This window comes from Candidatus Cloacimonadaceae bacterium, assembly GCA_030693415.1.
Lineage (GTDB): Bacteria > Cloacimonadota > Cloacimonadia > Cloacimonadales > Cloacimonadaceae > JAUYAR01.
In genome coordinates this window covers 1-18520 of the sequence record JAUYAR010000057.1, presented here as the reverse complement: position 1 = coordinate 18520, position 18520 = coordinate 1, and the positions used below count along the sequence as shown (strand labels likewise).

At 48.9% G+C, this 18520-nt stretch carries 15 protein-coding genes; 6 read left to right on the top strand and 9 right to left on the bottom strand.

The window, feature by feature from the left end; translation table 11 throughout:
* The first annotated feature begins 13 nt into the window (after positions 1 to 13).
* Positions 14 to 2566, top strand: coding sequence for a bifunctional lysylphosphatidylglycerol flippase/synthetase MprF (gene mprF / locus Q8M98_03880; GenBank protein MDP3113897.1), 2553 nt, complete (start codon positions 14 to 16; stop codon positions 2564 to 2566).
* A gap of 194 nt (positions 2567 to 2760) precedes the next feature.
* On the opposite strand, the gene Q8M98_03875 is transcribed toward mprF, so the two are convergent.
* The 4 genes from Q8M98_03875 to ftsY are packed head-to-tail and all read right to left on the bottom strand — an operon-like array spanning position 2761 to position 7529.
* On the bottom strand, positions 2761 to 3075 hold the full coding sequence (locus Q8M98_03875) for a DUF3467 domain-containing protein (protein ID MDP3113896.1): 315 nt from the start codon (positions 3073 to 3075) through the stop codon (positions 2761 to 2763).
* A gap of 31 nt (positions 3076 to 3106) precedes the next feature.
* Complete coding sequence (locus Q8M98_03870) at positions 3107 to 6340, bottom strand: ATP-dependent helicase (protein ID MDP3113895.1); 3234 nt, start codon at positions 6338 to 6340, stop codon at positions 3107 to 3109.
* Positions 6337 to 6573, bottom strand: coding sequence for a hypothetical protein (locus Q8M98_03865; GenBank protein MDP3113894.1), 237 nt, complete (start codon positions 6571 to 6573; stop codon positions 6337 to 6339). The genes Q8M98_03870 and Q8M98_03865 overlap by 4 nt, the downstream gene beginning before the upstream one ends.
* Positions 6570 to 7529, bottom strand: coding sequence for a signal recognition particle-docking protein FtsY (ftsY, locus tag Q8M98_03860; GenBank protein MDP3113893.1), 960 nt, complete (start codon positions 7527 to 7529; stop codon positions 6570 to 6572). Before ftsY ends, Q8M98_03865 begins: the two co-directional genes overlap by 4 nt.
* Before the next feature lie 97 nt (positions 7530 to 7626).
* On the opposite strand from ftsY, the gene Q8M98_03855 reads away from it, so the two are divergent.
* Genes Q8M98_03855 through dusB form a run of 4 tightly spaced genes read left to right on the top strand, consistent with a single transcriptional unit; the run spans position 7627 to position 11511 of the window.
* A complete protein-coding gene (locus tag Q8M98_03855) occupies positions 7627 to 8259 on the top strand; it encodes a hypothetical protein (GenBank protein MDP3113892.1) in 633 nt (210 codons plus the stop codon).
* Positions 8252 to 8860, top strand: coding sequence for a tRNA (guanosine(46)-N7)-methyltransferase TrmB (gene trmB, locus Q8M98_03850; GenBank protein ID MDP3113891.1), 609 nt, complete (start codon positions 8252 to 8254; stop codon positions 8858 to 8860). The genes Q8M98_03855 and trmB overlap by 8 nt, the downstream gene beginning before the upstream one ends.
* Positions 8861 to 8878: 18 nt before the next feature.
* Positions 8879 to 10561 (top strand): HD domain-containing phosphohydrolase, encoded by a 1683-nt coding sequence (locus tag Q8M98_03845; protein MDP3113890.1) that lies wholly within the window; start codon positions 8879 to 8881, stop codon positions 10559 to 10561.
* Positions 10558 to 11511, top strand: a complete 954-nt coding sequence (gene dusB, locus Q8M98_03840) for a tRNA dihydrouridine synthase DusB (GenBank protein ID MDP3113889.1) — start codon at positions 10558 to 10560, stop codon at positions 11509 to 11511. The genes Q8M98_03845 and dusB overlap by 4 nt, the downstream gene beginning before the upstream one ends.
* 28 nt (positions 11512 to 11539) lie before the next feature.
* Here dusB and Q8M98_03835 read toward each other — a convergent pair whose 3' ends face one another.
* The 4 genes from Q8M98_03835 to Q8M98_03820 are packed head-to-tail and all read right to left on the bottom strand — an operon-like array spanning position 11540 to position 16879.
* Positions 11540 to 12388, bottom strand: a complete 849-nt coding sequence (locus Q8M98_03835) for a peptidylprolyl isomerase (protein ID MDP3113888.1) — start codon at positions 12386 to 12388, stop codon at positions 11540 to 11542.
* Positions 12389 to 12405: 17 nt separating this feature from the next.
* Positions 12406 to 13323, bottom strand: coding sequence for a tRNA (adenosine(37)-N6)-dimethylallyltransferase MiaA (gene miaA / locus Q8M98_03830; GenBank protein MDP3113887.1), 918 nt, complete (start codon positions 13321 to 13323; stop codon positions 12406 to 12408).
* Positions 13320 to 15212: a DNA mismatch repair endonuclease MutL gene (gene mutL / locus Q8M98_03825; GenBank protein MDP3113886.1), complete on the bottom strand. Its 1893-nt coding sequence runs from the start codon at positions 15210 to 15212 to the stop codon at positions 13320 to 13322. The genes miaA and mutL overlap by 4 nt, the downstream gene beginning before the upstream one ends.
* 5 nt (positions 15213 to 15217) lie before the next feature.
* The gene (locus tag Q8M98_03820) at positions 15218 to 16879 is read right to left on the bottom strand and encodes a nucleoside kinase (GenBank protein MDP3113885.1); all 1662 of its coding nucleotides are present in this window, start codon (positions 16877 to 16879) and stop codon (positions 15218 to 15220) included.
* Between the two features lie 77 nt (positions 16880 to 16956).
* On the opposite strand from Q8M98_03820, the gene Q8M98_03815 reads away from it, so the two are divergent.
* Positions 16957 to 17913 carry a YitT family protein gene (locus Q8M98_03815; GenBank protein MDP3113884.1) on the top strand — a complete coding sequence of 319 codons (957 nt, stop codon included), beginning with the start codon at positions 16957 to 16959 and terminating at the stop codon, positions 17911 to 17913.
* Positions 17914 to 18268: 355 nt separating this feature from the next.
* On the opposite strand, the gene Q8M98_03810 is transcribed toward Q8M98_03815, so the two are convergent.
* Positions 18269 to 18400 carry a hypothetical protein gene (locus Q8M98_03810; protein MDP3113883.1) on the bottom strand — a complete coding sequence of 44 codons (132 nt, stop codon included), beginning with the start codon at positions 18398 to 18400 and terminating at the stop codon, positions 18269 to 18271.
* Positions 18401 to 18520 lie beyond the last annotated feature (120 nt).

Genomic DNA, 18520 nt, shown 5'->3' with positions numbered 1-18520 from the left:
CAGGCAAATCGCAATGAGTAAAAAAACCAGTCGCTCAGCAGTATTCGGGATTGCCATCAGCGTGGCTGCATTGTGTTTCGTGTTTGTCTTTATACACCAGAGACTGCGGCAATATCACTATCATGAGGTTTCTCAAGCTTTCCACAGTATCCCCCAAGCGAATATCTGGTGGGCTATTGGGCTTACTTTTATCAGTTATTTTGTGCTGACTTTTTACGATTTCATGGCTATCAAATACGTGGGACACAGTATAAAATACGCCCGAATATCCATATCCTCTTTTATCAGTTATGCGTTTAGCAACAATATGGGGCACCCTTTGATAACAGGGGCAATCCGCTATCGCCTGTATTCAGCCTGGGGTTTGGGAGCCTTTGATGTAGCGAAGGTGGTAGCATTTTGCACATTCACACTGTGGCTGGGCTTTCTTTTTTTAACCGGATTGATGTTTAGCATAGCCCCGATGCCTGTACCACCGGGGCTGCAGCTATCATTTTTGTCCCTCAGGGTAATTGGGGTGGTTTTTCTGCTAATTGTGGGGGCATACTTTGCATTGATACACTGGAAAACCGGTGAGTTAAAAATCCGCAAATGGTCTTTCAGTCTGCCAAAACCATCCATGGGTATCGCGCAACTGCTGATTTCATCTTTTGATTGGATCATAGCCGCCTCTGTGCTGTATGTTCTCTTACCCGGTGGGAATCAGATATCGTATTTTACTTTGATTAGTTTTTTCCTTTTGGCTCAGTTTGTGGGGGTAATAAGCCAGGTTCCGGGAGGTTTGGGAGTTTTTGAAGCGACAATGCTCTTGCTACTGGGCAGTACTTTCCCGGCTCTGCAGATATTGGGCACGTTGATGGCTTATAGAGTGGTGTATTATATTTTGCCTTTGGGGTTGGCAACTGCCTTGTTCAGCGGTGAAGAACTTGTCCGTCAAAAGAAGTACTTGTTTAAAGCTGTAAAGAGTTATGACAACATTGTGGGTCCTCTGGCACCGCAGATTTTTTCTATTATCTCGTTCTTAGGGGGGGTAATCCTGTTGTTTTCCAATGCCACACCCTCTCTCAGGCAAAGGCTATTGGCGGTGCATGAATTTGTGCCGGTGCCGGTAATCGAGATTTCACATTTTTTTGCCAGTATTATTGGCATTGCATTACTCTTCTTAGCCAGGGGTTTGCAAAGAAGATTGAATTCAGCTTATTATCTTACTATCGTGGCTATGACGGCTGGGATTTTTGTGTCCATTTTTAAGGGTCATGATTACGAAGAAGCACTTACGCTTGGATTGATGCTGCTTGCACTGATTCCCTGCCAGAAGCATTTTTATCGAAAATCGCATCTGATAGATCAGCCATTTTCGGTTGCCTGGCTATTGTCCATCACAGTAGCCCTTGGCTCTACAATCTGGCTGGGTTTTTTTTCCTATAAGCACATTCAATACTCTACTGAGCTGTGGTGGCAATTTAGTTTGCATGGAGATGCCTCCCGTTTTTTACGCATGCTTGTCGCCATTGTAGGTTTTATCTCTCTCTACAGCATACTGAGATTGTTTAGAAGCTATCATCCGGCAGCAGATGCCAGTCCAAGCCCCGATGTGATCGAAAGCATAATTCGCCAATCCTCCCATACTAATAGCAATCTTGCTTTTCTGGGGGATAAACGCTTCTTTATCAACAAGCAGCAAACTGCCCTTATCATGTATGCGGTAGAGGGAAAAAGTTGGGTGGTAATGGGCGATCCCATTGGGAAAAAAGAAGATGTTCAGGAGCTTGCCTGGCAATTTCGCGAATACTGTGATCAGCATGGGGGCAGAGCAATTTTCTATGAAGTGAGCTCCGGTAATTTGGATTTATATTTGGACATGGGTCTTTCCCTGATAAAAATCGGCGAAACAGCCAGAGTGAATTTACCGACTTTTAACCTTGCTGACCCTGCCAATAAGCGGCGGCGGCAAACGATTAATCATGTGGAGTCACGTGGCTATAGCTTCAACATTATCAACCAGACAGATTTACCCAGCCTGCTCCCCCGAATCAAACATATCTCAGATGCCTGGCTTTCTGATAAACGCACCAAAGAAAAGGGGTTTTCCCTGGGTTTCTATTCCCCGGAGTATATTAGCCTCTTCCCCATGGGTGTCGTTCAAAAAGACAACGAAATAATCGCCTTCGCCAACCTCTGGTTAACGGAAAGAAAAGATGAAATTTCAGTAGATTTAATGCGCTATTTACCCGCAACCGAATCCAAAGTGATGGAGTATCTCTTCATACAGGTGATGCTTTGGGGAAAAGCCAACGCTTACCAGTGGTTTGATCTTGGCATAGCACCATTTTCAGGAATGCAAAACAGAGCTTTGGCACCCCTTTGGCACCGTTTGGGCTCACTCATATTCAAATACGGAAACCACTTTTACCAGCTGCAGGGGCTTCGGCAATACAAGGACAAGTTCAATCCTGTCTGGGAACCGGTCTATATTGCTACGCCAAGTGGATTAGCCCTACCCGAAACACTTATCAACCTGATCTCGCTTATCTCCTCGGGCTATAAAAAAGCTCTTCCCCCTTAGCATTACGGAATCAATACGGACTCATTACGGACTAAGTCCGTATTGACTCCGTAATGCTAAGGAGAAATGTAGCGCAGCATGCCGATGCTGCTGAGTCCTCGAACCTATCGGGGAATGCCGATGCTGCGGAGAAGCCTGCGCAGTCCTGAGAATAAATGCTTGTTCCGATATCTCAGACAAGCGGAGTCGGTTGTTTATCTTTCGGGTTTGAAGCCAACCGGCTTGTTTTCCGGCATGCCCTGAATCTTGACCTCGCCAAACTGGCTTTCATAGGTTTCGATGTTTTTCATCAGCAATTGTGAGAGTTGCTTGGCGTGTTGGGGCGTGCAAACCACCCGTGAATAGATCTTGGCATCGGGTATCCCGGGGAGGATTCTGCCAAAATCGATAACGAACTCGGAAGGGGAATTTGTGATCACAAAGAAATTGGCATAGGTGCCTTCGCCGACTTTTTCGTCGATCTTGATGTTGATCTGGTTGGGTTGATTGGGTTGATTGGGTTGAGACATAATGTTTACTCCTTGTCTGATATATCTTTACTTAAGTTAACCGATCGTATGGTATCACGATCGAATCTGCCGCTATCTTGTCCATCAAAAAAGCATAGTGAGCGGATGAACGGCACAATTGCATATTACCCAAGATGATGAGGCGTTCCTTGGCGCGGCTGACGGCAACGTTGAGTTTGCGGTCGATGCATCCGTCATCGGATAGTGCTTCGATGCCGCGAAGCTCACGCGTGCTCTTGAGCGGCAGGCTGATGATGATCACCCGGCGTTCGGAACCCTGAAAACGCTCAACGGTGTCGATGGTGATATTTTCTGTTTCCGGTTTCTGCCTCAGGGCGTGGATCATAGCCCTGAAAGGGGCAACGATGCCGATTTCCTCGTTGCCGATTGTTAGCTCTTGTTTCAGCAACTTGATGATGTGGATGATGATCCGAGCCTGCCGGAGGTCAAAATAGGCGTCGTCCGAACGGGGACATTCCACCCAGACGATCCTGCTGGAAAGGATGAGATGATCCGAATTCTTTACCAATGGAGCTTTTTGCTCCTCGCGCATAGAGATCAATCTGCCAGAATAGAATTTTTGCACGAGTCCGGCGATCTCATCGTGCATCCGATAGTGGCGGTGCAGCATGAACCATGCGTGGTTCCAGCCCTTGTGGATGCAGTTGCGATAGAGGCGTTCCATCAGGGACTGGCAGTAGCTGCCATAGAAAAGCTCCTTGAGTTCCGGGTGTGAAAACGCATCGCCCCGGGATTGGACACTGATCGGTGGCAACTGATTCTGGTCTCCGATCAGGATGGTTTTTTCTGCTCTGGCGATGATGCCGAGGATGTTGTTTTCGATGATCTGCGAGGCTTCGTCGATGATCAATTCATCGATGCGAAACATTTTGGTAAAGTCGTTTATCCAGGCATTGCAGCTTTGCACGGTCGCCACCCAGATGCGGTTTGATTTCACGATCTGCTCGATCTCGGCAAAGCGTTTCCCCTCGATCTGTCTGGAAAGCAGGTCGTCTTCAATCACCTGCGAAGAGCCGGTGCGGATGAAATCTATCTGATTTCTTTTCAAACAGTGGCAAATCTCGTCCACGGCGCGATTGGTGAAACTGAGCACGAGGATGTGTTTTTCGCTGTTTTGATATTGGCGCTTGAGGTAATCCGTGAGCAGTCCCGAGGTCTTTCCTGTTCCGGGTGGACCTTGGATGATGTAATAGTCTTTCGCGGCTTCAATGGCGGCAATGATGTTGGTCAGATAGTCCGTTTCGTCTGTAATCCCGATATCATTATGAACGCGAGGTTGATCCCTTCCCAGCATGATGGAGCGTTTGATCTTTTCCAAGCGGAGAAAATGGACGATGGAGCTAAGGGGGTTGTAGAGCGAGGTTTCCAGGACGTCGTGTTCGATCACCCAAAAGCCTTTTTCATTCAAACGCGCGCTGTTTTTCAAGCCACCGCGAATCATCAGCTCGAGAACACGATCATCCAGACGGGTGATCACTCCGCGGAGGATTTCCTGCTTGGACACCAGACGATCGGCTCGATAGAGCACAACGATGTCATTTTCCCTGAAATCTGAAATATAGTCTTTTTGGGTGATGGCGAGCCGGATGAGGTTATGCGCGGTTTCGATGACTTCGAGACCGTCAATCACCCGATAGCGCAGTTTCTTTTCCGCGGGGCTTTGCTGCCAGAGAGCGTTGTGCCCATAAATGCTCTCATCGCGGTTTCCGGAAGAGCCGGTTTTGACAAACCAGATCTCACGCACCGTGAGACGCACCTGATCCAGAAACCACTGGTATTCATAGCCTTCGAGCGATCCGATCAGATTTTTCAGCTCCTCAAGTTTCTTTTTGATAAACCGGTTTCCGTCGGCGGTTTCCTGCTTGAGCATCCAACTGAATACGCGTTCCGGCTCAGAAGCGAGGATGTGCATCAAACCGACGATGCGGTTGCGGCACGTGAGCAGGTTCTGTTCCATGAGAACGGTATTGACCACGTGGCGCAGATTGTTGCTCCCGGCGGCGGTGTATAAGATCGCGCTCGTGCCCAGAGCGGGTTTGCCAAAGGAGTTGCGGATGATCATATTATAGGCGATCACCTGCATGTGATGCTGGATCCAGAGATCGTATGCGGGCGCTTTGCCGCTTTTCAACTCAACGATATAGTATTTGCCCTCCTTGCGGTAAAGCAGATCCAGCCTGCCCTGCAAACCGTATTCCGGGCACAAAAACGAGGGTTCCAGCATGATCTCTTCGTTCTGAAGATTGCGGGCAAAGTCCCGAATGCGGGGTAGGTGGATATCTTTGATGCTATTATAGATCGAAGTGGCGGATTCAAATCCAATCGCCACCATCGAGATCGGTTGCTGTGCCAGGCTTTTGCGGAAAAGCTCCTGATAATCGCCATCGGGGTTGAACAACAATTCATCGAAGATGTTGTTCACGGTTGTGCCCTGAAGCATTTTATCCGTGCTCGGTTCGCTGACCAGGCGGTTGATGATATAGTTTTCGGGATTCATGCCTCCGGCAGAGAAACACTCCGAGATCGCGCTGGCGTCCAAGAGAAAGTCCGGCTCGAGCACGATCAGCGTAGTCGGGTTTGAGGTATAGCTGTTTTCCCTGCCACTGGAGATGCTGGCGTCATACACACTCAGAGTGGCATATTTCCACATAACGCGTCCCAAAACAGACCATTGCCTCCCGAGGTTATCGCTGTTTTCGTTGCGTAGGAATAGGGAAACCGTGTTGCCGTCGCTATTGATAAGGTCAATCTCGATGGAGCTTTCCCGATTGTCGTCCCGATTGATTTTCCAGCTTTGGACGACGCCCTCAAAACTCTCTTTGGCGCTGTGGGCTTTGAATTCAAAACCTTTGGCGTTTGTAGATTCGATGAATCCTGACAGCGAAGACAGGTCGCATTGGTCATTGAGATATTTGAGCAGTTCACGAATCGCCAAGACTCCGGATCCGATTGTGCCGTCGTCGATCGTGAAAACGGGATCATGCGCTGCCGAATTTCCGGCGATGCGGAGCCCGTTAATTTGCGAATTGATGGAAGCTGGAAGTTTGATGTTTTCATGCACATATTGCATGCGGGCGAAGAAACCGTTGAAAGAAGTGCGGCTATCCGCGCTCAGGGCTTTATAGACCGCTTCCATCAACTGACGGACGAGCAGCAGAATCCCTTTGGGTTCTCCTCCCGTTTCGATGATCCGGGACAGGCGATCTGCAAAGGCTTGGGTTTGTTCCAGCTCCAGCCAGTTCATTTTTTGCGTTTTTTGATCCCGAAGATATTCATGCGCACCCAACCCCAATTAAACAACAGATGAATGATCCCGCCGGTGACAAAGAGCAATCCCGCATTGGCATGGATGCTTGCGAGAGTCTCGCTGCCGCGCATTGCGTTCGGTCCAAAGCGATATAGCAGCATGGCTACCAAAGTGGTGATGAACAGCCCGAACAAGACTGGGTTGATGATTTTCAGAGCAGAGTTTTTCATTGGTTTTCCTCCTGATTGGAACCTGGGGTTTCACTAAAGAAAGCGCGGATAAAGTCCTCGATCCTAAAGACTTCGAGATCTTCGACCGTCTCGCCCACCCCGATCAATTTCACCGGAAGATGGAGCTTGTGTTTCAGGTTGAAGATGATTCCGCCCTTGGAAGTGCCGTCATACTTAGTGAGAATCAAACCGGTAAGTTTGATCGCTTTATCAAAATGGGTCGCTTGAGAAATGGCGTTTTGCCCGGTGGTGGCGTCCACTACCAGAAGGCATTGATGAGGTGCGTCCGGGAGCAGTTTTTTGATCGTGCGGTCGATCTTGCTCAGCTCGGACATCAGTTTGTCCTTGGTGTGCTGACGCCCCGCCGTGTCGATCAACACCACGTCGTATCCGCGTGCCAACGCAGAATTGATACCGTCATAGATCACCGCTGCAGGATCGGCATCCTGCTGAGAGCGGATTATTGCGGCATTGGCGCGTTCTGCCCAAATGGCAAGCTGTTCGATCGCCGCGGCGCGAAAAGTGTCTCCGGCAACGATCAACACTTTTTTCCCTCTATTTTGAAGATGATATGCCACCTTGCCGATACTGGTGGTCTTCCCCACTCCGTTCACGCCAACGAAGACGATCACATAAGGCTTGGCATTGATCTGATCCCAGAGACTCGTTTCCTCGCTATAATCTTGCAGCAAAACCGCCTGCATATACTCTTCCAAATGTTTTTGCACTTCTGCGGCATCGGTTATGTGATGAAACCGGACGGCTTCTTTGAGGCGGTCAATCACCAACTGAGTCATTTCGACCCCGGTGTCGCTGCGCAGCAGGATGTCTTCAATCTCTTCGATCAGGCATTCGTCCACTTTGCCGCGCAATCGGATCGCTTCGGCGATCTTACCCAAAAATCCGTTTTTCGTTTTTGCCAGTTTATTTCTCAGGTTTCGCATGACACTCAGCATTATCTATCTCCAAAATACGTTTATTATTGACATTCTGACGGCTTACCACAAAATTGCATTCAGGTTGATACGTCAACAAAAATCTATGAGGTTAAATATGCAAGACAGAGCCTTCAAGCTTACGATGCTTCTAATAATCGTACTACCGGTTTTGGTCACCATGCTGGGATTGACACTGCTCAGCCCGCCCCAGCAAAGCGTTTCCGTCTCCGGTCATGCGGTGAGGATGCAATCTCCGCTGGCGCAAAACGCAGTTCCGCTGGCGATCGCTTTTTTCATGGGGATGGTCGCCATCACCCTATATTATGCCAAAAGCAGCCTCGGATGGCTGAGCGTTTTGGTGTTTCCATTGGTAATGAGCGTTTTGGGCGTCAAACTGATTGGCGTGAAACTCAGCTACTTTTTTGTGCTCAATTTCGCTCTGGCGCTGGCATTGACCTTCATCGTGCTGTTGCTTTTTTACAATCGGAAGATCATGCGGCTGCGCATGTTGATCACTTCACTAATTGCCGGAGCGGCGCTCACACTTTATTTCAGAGGCATTTACTTTGTCAAAAATCAAGCTTTGGAAGAGGGATTCTGGAGCCAGCGATTCGTCAGCTCAGTGATCGTGATGATCCTGATCAGTTTCGGGATGTCGTTAGCCGATCTAATCATTATCCGAAGTGAAGTCAAAACCTTGAGAAACCTCCAGGAAACGGAAGAGGAAGACGACGCGGACGATGCTTAGCGATCGCACCTTTTTTGAGCTCGAAGCCAAAGAGACACACTTATGTTTCGCGTCCATCTTCGGAAACGACAACCCTGTCTACATCGAGATCGGCAGCGGCAAAGGCGAATTCATCTCCCAATACCCGCGCTTACACCCAGAGTGGAATTTCCTCGGTTTTGAAGTGCGGGGAAAACGCATCAACAATATCCTGAAAAAGCTTGATCCGAAATTGAACGCCAACGTCCGCATCATCCGGCAGCTGATCGATTCAGCCATCACCAAGATTATCCCTCCGGAATCCGTTCACGGAGTGTTTGTCCAGCATCCCGATCCCTGGCCCAAGAAAAAACATCATAAACGCAGATTGATCCAACAGGATTTTCTGGACGCACTGGCATCGATCCTGATCTCCGGTGCGCAGGTTCAGGTCTCCACAGATCACGATGAATACGCAAACTGGATCGCGGAGGAATTTTGTCTTAACCCCAATTTCCTCTGTCTTCATGATCAACCTATTCAGAGTACTCCCTCTCTCGATATTCATATCGTCACCTGGTTTGAACAGGAACAAAAACGCCTTGGATTCGAGCCAAACTTCATGCTCTTCCAAAAAATCTAAATCCCCGGAGAGAACGCCATGCTCAATATCAGCGAAAGTAAAGAAATAAACCAGATGCTCAATTCTGTGGTGGATACCATCAATTCCCTCGTACACGAACAATTAAACCATATCCAAAGGCTCACCAAGATCGGCGAATCGCTCTCTTCAGAGACCGATCTGGACAAGATCTTTGATATGATCCTCGAAGAAGCAATTGCATTTACCAATGCCGATGCTGCCACGATCTACAAGGTCTCGGATGATGGAAGTAGGCTCGAATTTGAGATCGTCTATACCAGATCACTGAATATAAAGCAAGGCGGTTCCAATAGCCCGATCAATTGGCCAGCCATCCCACTTTACAGCGAAGATGGAAAACCCAGGCTCACGCACATTGTCACCAGCGTCTATCATGGCAAGCAGTGTCTGTGCTTTGATGACGTCTATGAAACGAAGGATTATGATATTACCGGTACGATTAACACGGACAAAAAGCATAACTACCGCTGCAAATCGATGCTCACCATCCCCTTGAAAAACCATGAGGACGAAGTGTTGGGCATCATCCAGATTATCAATGCCATGGACAAACAGGGGGAAATCGTCAATTTTACGGAAGAGCACCGCACCATGCTAAATTCCCTTTCATCCCAAGCTGCCATCGCTCTGTCCAACCGCAAATTGATTGCAAGCCTGGAAAACCTGTTGATGGAGTTCATGCGCTCAATCGCGACCGGCATTGAAAGAAAATCCAAATACTCATCCGACCACATCATGCGCGTGGCAATGCTCACGGATATGATCGCCGCCAAGATCAACGCAATGGAGATCGGCAAATACGCCCAATTCAGGTTCAGCGAAAACGAATTGAAAGAGCTGTCCATGGCAGGTTGGATGCACGACGTAGGCAAAATCATCACCCCTGAATTTATCATGGACAAGAGCACAAAACTGGAGACCATTCTTGATCGCATCGATTTGGTCGAGTTTCGCTTTGAACGCATGAAGCTTCTTTGCACTATGTTGTCCAGATTGATTCCGGCAGAAGAATACACCGGTTTCATTCGCCAAAGCATCTCTGCAGAACTCGATCCCGGAGATATTTCCCAGTATTTTGCAGACGAGCTTGCCTTCATCAAGAAGGTCAATATCGGCGGCGAATTCGTTCCCGATAGCGATATTGAGCGCATTGAGCGACTTGCCGGGATAGGTTTTGAATATGAGGGATCGCACTATTTCCTAATCAGCGAGGATGAAAAGAACAACCTTCAAATCCGTCGCGGGACGCTTACTTCAGCCGAAATGAAACAGATGTCCGCGCACGTATCCGTCACTTGGGATATGCTGTCCCAACTAAGTTTCCCCAAGAAGTATAAAAACGTCGCCTTCTATGCAGCCACTCACCACGAAAAGCTGAACGGCAAAGGATATCCCAGGGGGTTGACCGCGGAAGACCTTCCGATTCAATCCCGCATCATCGCCGTGGCAGACATCTTTGAAGCTTTGACCGCCGCCGATCGACCCTATAAGAAAGCGAAAACTCTCACCGAATCGTTGCGGATCATGGCTTTTTGCGTCAAAGACGGCGATCTCGACCGCGACCTATTGGATTTCTTTATCAATTCCGGCTTGTATCTTGAATTTGCACACAAGTACATGAACCCGGAGCAGATAGACTTGCCGGACATCCCGACGATCAAGAAGATCTACTCTCTTTGAAGCAGCTAATCGGAAACAAGCTCTGGCTCGCTCCGCTGGCTGGATATACCGATCAGGCTTTTCGTAAGCTCTGCAAAGATCATGGTGCGGACGTCCTCGTCAGCGAAATGGTGAGTGCCGACGGCTTGGTGCGCGATTCCGCTAAAACGATCAGATACATAATCTTTGACCCCGTTGAACGTCCATTCGGCATCCAGATATTTGGTTCCGATCCTTTGATAATGGCAAAGGCGGCTGAGTTTTGCCTGGCTTGGAAACCGGATTTTATCGATATCAACATGGGGTGCCCGGTGAAAAAAGTAGTCCGCCGCGGCGCTGGTTCCGCTTTGATGAAGAATCTTACTCTTGCCGGAGAGATCGTAAAAGCATGCAAATCAGCCCTCTGCGGAGAGATTCCGCTCAGCGTCAAGTTTCGCAGCGGTTGGGATTTCAACAATCTCAACTTTCTCGAATTCGGTATGCTGATGCAGGATTCAGGAGCGGATTTTCTCTGCCTGCATCCACGCACCCAGACGCAGATGTTTTCCGGCAAAAGTGACTGGGATCATATCGCGTTGCTGAAAAAGAACCTGAGCATTCCCCTGATCGGAAATGGCGATATCATCTCCCCGAAAACTGCTCTGCAACTGTATTCACACACAAATTGCGATTCCGTGATGATCGGTCGGGGCGCTCTGGGAAAACCCTGGATCTTTGAGCAGATCAAAGAATTGATGAGAGGCGAAACCCCCTCACCGATAACCAAAGACAAGCTGAGGCAATGTATATTCGATCACATCAGTCTTGCTCTGCAGATCAAGCGGGAAAGCGTCGTGGTCAAGGAATTGCGTTCGCAGATTGGATTCTATACCAAGGGGATCATCGGCGGAGCTGAACTTCGCAAACGCATGAACAGCACCGACAGCATTGATGAAATCTACGAACTACTGGATTCAGCCCTGCTGATCTGATTCTCGCCCGACTGAGCAAACTTAAAGCTCAAGCCTCTTTATAGTTTTCAACCAGAATATCAATAGCGCTTTCGTGTTTTGAGCGCAGCTCGCTGATGTGCCGAATGAGGAAAAACTCGCGCTCGAGCTGAGCCAACCGTGTTCTCAGACTTTCACGGATCTCGTCAAGGGGCACCTGATGAGGAATAACCCTCTCCGTGAGCATGATAATGTGATACCCAAATGGCGAAGAAAATACATCGCTGATTTGATTCAATTCCAGTGAGAATGCCACTTCCTCGATCTCTCTGATCATCTTCCCCCGCGGGAAATAGCCCAAATCCCCACAACGTATGTTGCTGGGACATTCGGATTGGTTGCATCGGGCAAGAAAATCCTCGGAACTCTTGATCGAAGCTCTCAATTCGGAGATCCTTGCAAGCGCGTCTTCGCTGTCTTTTTTGATCAGGATATGGGAGGCGCGAACGGTCTCAGGAGCAAAGAATACTTCTTTTTGATCCTCGTAGAAAGCGTTCAGCTCCGCTTCGCCGATGTTTAATCTCTTTTCCCAAAGAGCCCGCATATATTTACGAACTACGATGCGCCGCTTGAGCGATTGTTCGAGCTCCTCCGCCTGGCGCATGTTCATGGGACAATCTATTGATGTATTGTCCATATCCTCAAGGCTTTCAAGCAGAGCAGCGTCAAATTCGCATTCGTTCATCTCGAATCCTTCACGGATGGCTTCGTGGAAGAGAATGCATTCATCGATAAGACGGCTAAGCGCTTGCTTGATAGTGAGCTCCTCACTCTCAGACGCGCCGATGAGCCGTTTGCTTTCGCGCTTGACCTCATCCTCGCTTATGGTGATATCAAATACCTTTGCAAATATGAACATTGTGTTCCTCATTTAAACTAACCCTGGATGAAATCCCGGATCAATCTCGTTATATGGGACATACTAATGCAATCATTTCCGATTGTCAAATCAAACTTGCATTTTCGATACCAAGTCGCCTGGCGTTTGGCATAATTACGGCAGTGTTGAGCGGCTATCAGGGTGCAGGTTGCCAGATCTTCCAAACCGGCGAAATAGGGCATATATTCCTTGTACCCAAGGCTGTTCAATCCCGGTGATAAAGTATCGAAACCCATTTCAAACAGGCTGCTTATCTCCCCTATCAGTCCATTTGCCACCATAGTGTCCATGCGCGCGTTGATGCGCTCATAGAGCAGGGGGCGGGGTGGATCGACGAGAATGCGAAAGCACCGGTACTTTGCCATATTCTCCTGCTCACGCCAATGAGTGCTAATAGTTTTGCCCGTTCCCTGAAACACTTCCAAGCCTCGTAAAACGCGCTGCGTGTCGCTGGGGCTGATCCGGTCTGCAAAACTCGCGTCGATTAGCTCCAATTCGTGATAGAGCCTCTCCTGTCCTTCCATTTCCAAGCGCTGTTTGAGCGCTTCGCGGATTGATAACGGTATCTCAGGAATCTCAAATAAGCCCCATAGCAGCGAACGGACATAGAGTCCCGTCCCTCCACACGCGATCGCGGGTATTCCTTGCTGATGCAAATCCGATATGATCCGGCCCGCATCTCTGCAAAAGAAACCGGCATTATAGCTCTGATCGGGATCGATGATATCTATGAGGTGGTGAGGAATTAGTGCGAGTTCCTGCTTTGAAGGTTTTGCCGTGCCGATATCCAAATAGCGATAGATTTGTCTCGAATCCGCGGAAATGATCTGAGCCCCCAATTCCAAGGCAAGCTTCAGTGCCAGAGCGCTTTTGCCGGACGCGGTGGCTCCTTCGATAGTGATCAGTGGGATCATAATTGACGTTTGAATTTCTTTTCAAAATCGCCAAGATTCATCTTGATGATTAGCGGACGCCCATGCGGACAGAAATATGGTGTTTCGCAAGCAAAGAGATTGTTGATCAGATTGAGCATTTCCTTGCGGGTGAGCCTCTGCCCCGCTTTGATAGCGGCTTTGCAGGCAATGGATTTTGCCAGACCCTCACGAAAATCCGCCCCGATCTCCATCTCTTCCTCCAGTTGTTTGAGGATTTCGATAAAGATCTTTCCACCCTGCCAATCGCTCAGTTCGGCAGGAATCTCTTCGATCACCAAAGAATCGCCGGAGAACTTTTTAAGCACGAAACCGGTCTTTTCCAAAAGCTCGAGATTGGTTTCGATCAGGTCTTTGATCTGTGCTGAAATATAGGGCGGAATATCGATCACCAGAGGCACGATCAGTTTTTGCCGGGTGGGCGGAGTACCCTTGGTTCGATGCACCAGCTTTTCATAGATGATGCGTTCATGCGCGGCGTGTTGATCGACGATCACGAGCCCATCCTCGATCTGAAAGAAGATATAGGTGTTGTGCAACTGCCATGGATTGATATAATCTTCTTCGCTTTTCAGGAGCAAACGGATGGAAACGGTGTCGTTGGAAAAATTGGGAAGGATCTCCATTTGATCCCCCACCCTCACCTCGGGATTGACGATCGGGATGCTCGGACGCCTCGGAGTTTCCACCGGCGGACGAAATAGATCCGGCTGATAGAGATTGCCAAATTCCTTTTTATATTCCGAATAGCGGGGAACTTCCACACTATTGCGAAAGATAGTCTGTTCCAAAGAGCTGGCAGCGGAAACTTCCGCGGCTTGGTGAAACTTCTTTTTCGCTCCGGCAAATTTCAGATCCTCATAGTTCCTCAGGGCTTTGCTAATGCTCTGCAGGGTAAAAGAATGCACTTTCTGCTGTTCACGAAACCGGATCTCCAGCTTTGCGGGATGCACGTTCACGTCGATTTGTTCGGGAGGAACGCTCAAAAACAAAAGATAGGGCGGGGTGCTGCCTTTTTGCCAGACGCGGGACTTGAGCACAAAGGGTTCATAGGCGTTTTTAATGCTGTGCCTCATCGTCTTGTCGTTGATGAAACGCCCGTTGATAAAAGTGTATTGGATGTCGATGAGTTTGTCGCTGCGGTCTTCGAGACCAAAGATATAGCCTTGCAGACGATAATCCTCATATCCATCATCGATAGCGATGATATCATCGTGAAAAAAGGCGCTGCCAAAGACGTCACCCATCCGCTCGGTCATCGTTTTTGCCGCGACGTAGCTCAGTTTCTCGCGTCCGTCCACGACCAGCTTGAAACTGATTTCGGGATAGAGCACCGCTTGATAATGGAAATACTTCAGGATATGACGCAGCTCCGATTGATCGGTTTTGAGAAACTTGCGCCGGGCGGGAAGACTCTTGAACAGACCCTTTGCGCTGATCATCGTGCCCTGATTGGCGGAGGCTTTGCTGATGTCCTTCAATCTGCCATAGGAATATTCGATCCTTGAGGCGGTTTCTTCTCCTACGGTTTTGGTCACGAGGGTGAGAGCACTCACGGAAGCGATGCTGGGCAATGCTTCTCCCCTGAAACCGAGCGAACCGATGTGGATGATATCGTCCACGGTCTTGATTTTGCTGGTCGCATGGCGTTCAAAAGCGAGCATGGCATCGTCCGCACTCATGCCAAATCCGTTGTCGATCACCTGGATCAATTCCTTTCCGCCCTTTTCGATATTGACGGTGATCGCTGTCGCTTGCGCGTCGATGGAGTTTTCCACCAGTTCCTTGACTACGGAAACAGGACGTTCGATCACTTCGCCGGCGGCGATCTTGTTGCGGACATCCTCGGATAATATATGTATGCGGTTCATCGTCTTTAGTAGCGGAAAATGCTTCCGTTCGTAAACTCGCGTATGATGGAATTGTAGGGCACCAGCGCGTCCGGAATATCCACGACGTGGGAGAGCAGGTTGATCAAACGACGGGATTCCGTGAAGGCGGATGATGTCTTGGGCACGTTATGGAGCATCTTCCAGACGTGTTTGCGCAATATTCCCAGCTCGTAGGTCAAGCTGCTGTTAAACATATAGTCCGCGTTTTCCTGATAGGGAAAGATGTTCTTTTCCTCGCCTTCGCGAACGTCCGACCAACGCAGAATGGTATCGTTGGCGCTATAACCGCGATATTGATGATCGCGGATGATTCTTCTGAGCAGGCGGCAATCGGTGGTCGGTATGCGGTTGTGGTTGTCGATATTGAGCTGATTGAGAGCGCTCACATAGATCTTTGCCTTGCGCTCGGAGGGGATCGCAGCGGTCAATTGATCGTTCAATCCGTGGATGCCTTCCATAACGACAATGGTGTCCCTGCCCATTTGGATATAGTGGTTGCTGCGTCTGCGCACCCCTCTGGAAAAGTCATAGTGGGGCAGTTCGATTTCATCTCCGTCCAGCAGTGCCTTGAGTTGTTGATTGAGAAAATCCAGATCCAGCGCATAGATGGATTCGAAGTCAAAGTCCCCGTTTTCCTTGCGTGCGGTTTTGTCTCGATCGATGAAATAGTCGTCCATGCCGATGATCAGAGGCTTTGCCTTGGAAGCCTGCAATTGCACCGAGAGGCGCTTGGCAAAGGTCGTCTTGCCGGAGGAAGAAGGTCCCGCGATCAGGATCAGTTTCGCGTCCTCGCGCTTGACGATGTCCGCTGCGATCTCCGCGATTTTCTTTTCGTGCAGAGCTTCCTCGACCAGGATAAACTGGGAGATATCATAGTTGTCATTCAGTTTGTTGACGTCTATGATGTTGTGCACGTTGAGGATATCGAGCCATTTGTCGTGTTCCTGATGCATGGCGAAGAGCTTTCTTGGCAGGTTGAAGGGTCTTGCGATCTTGCAATCTTTGCCGGTGGGAAATCTCAAAATGAAACCCGGCGCCTGATATACCACGTCAAATTCCTGGATCATGCCCGCTCTATCTGCCAACGGACGGATGAAGCTATCGTAATACTTGCCGCAGCGATAGATAGTGGTGGTCTCGCGATAGTTGTATTTCAGATTTTTAAGGATGTCCTTGCGTCCCATCGAGGAAAAAATATCCAGCGCTTCGGCAGTTTTCACTTCGATGCGTTCGATGGGCAGATCGCTCTCCACGATGACGCGCATTTCCTGTTTGATCCTCGCGCAATCAGTTTCCGAAAAACGATGAATACCAAAGACTTCGCAAAAAGCACCGTCCCCGATTGAGTGCTCGATCACCAGCGCGTGCTGGTTGCCAAGCATGCCATACAGCGCTTTGGCGAGGATAAAAATAGCGGAATCCTGATAGATGCGGCTGCCTTCATGGTGATTGTAGGTAATGCAATTTACCAGCGTATTCTGCATCGGGATATATTCATCATTGACATATTGGGTATGGTCAATTTTGTAGGACAAAACGCTGTCCGCGAGGATGTCCGTATCCCGAACGACGTCGTGTATGGATTTCGGCTCCTCGAGCTCTATAATGCTGTGTTTTATACCGTTTAATCTCAGATCGATAATCATGTTTAATTCCTTTTAGTTTTCAGAAAGTCAGATTTCTGACAGAGCCATATTAGTCAAGATATTAGGAGATGCCGAATATGAAAAAGCTCACTCACGGACAAAGACTCAGGCGTGAAGCCGGACACCTGCTCGGAATCCTCTTTGGCGCGGTTTTCTTCGCCATCGGATATTCATGGTTTTTGCTGCCCTATAACATGGCACCCGGAGGCGTCGGAGGTTTGTCCCAGATCATCAATGCCTACACGGGCATCCCCAACGGCGTTTCCATGATCATGATCAACATCCCCCTCTTTGTCATCAGCTTTGTCTTCATCGGGAGGTCATTTGGCAGCAAATCTCTGTATGGGATGCTCATCACCGCCCTGATGACGGATCTGATCAGCTATCCCGTTCTTTTCCGGATGGGTTTCATCGCAGACTTGAGCAAATATACCCACATCGTGAATGGTAGAACCATCTACGCGATGCTCGGACCGGAAGACATGATGCTTTCCGCTATTGCCGGATCGGTCTTGTTAGGTCTTGGGTTGGGCATTATTTTCAGATTTCGCGGCTCCACCGGAGGAACGGATATTCCCGTCGCGCTGATCAAACAAAAAGCAGGACTGTCCATTGGCACGGGATACTATATGGTGGAAACCGGAATCATCCTCTTGGTCGCCATTTTCCTCAAAGATCCCAAAATCTTCATCTGGGGCTACATCAATCTTTTCATCACCACCAAGATCACCGATCTCGCCAGCGAAGGCCTCCCCTACATCAAAGGCGTCTATATCATCTCCAGAGAAGTCGATGAGATCAGAGACGAGATCTATGCCAAACTCGAACGCGGCGTCACCTATTTCAAAGGCATGGGCGGCTATGAAATGAAAGATATTAAAGTCCTATTCTGCGTCCTCAACCGCCGCCAGGTACCGCTGCTTACGGACATCGTCAAAGACATCGATCCCGATGCCTTTATGATCCTCACGGATGTCTATGACGTGCTGGGCTATGGATTTAAGAGCAGGAAGATCAATCTGAGCGATGGATGAGCGGGTGAGCGGGGGCGGGGGTTAGTGGAAATATGGAAAGGTGGAAAGGTGATACCCGTAGCGCAGCATGCCACTGCTGCGAAGGTGAAAGATTTATGAGATTCAGAGATGAATTCACCACAGAGAGATCAGAGAAGAGAGATCAGAGAAAAGAGATGTGCTCACCCGTTCACTCGATCACCCGATCACACTACACAGGATGTTGTGTCGCCCTTGTTGGGGTTGCCGCGCATGAACCGACGGGGGACGTCGGTAATTCCATATTCATCCTCCGCAGCAGTGGCATGCTGCGCTACAGGCATACCTCCTCCGTTTCAATATCCCCTTTCCAGAGCGCATTACGGAGTCAACTATATTAGGACTTGACAGTTTCTTGTCCCAGAACTTCTTCTTGTAATAGTTTGATGATTGTTTCTCCATACTTTCCGGCTTTGCCTTTCATGCCTTTGATGGCTGCGAAATCAGCCTTATACCAATTCGCTTTCATATATCCAAATTCATCCACTTAAAATAGGTCAGTCTTGAAACCATATCTTTGTTGTTGTCCAGGTATTCAAAGCTATCAATCAGGGCATTCTGTACTTCATCCATTGACCCGTAGGCCGTG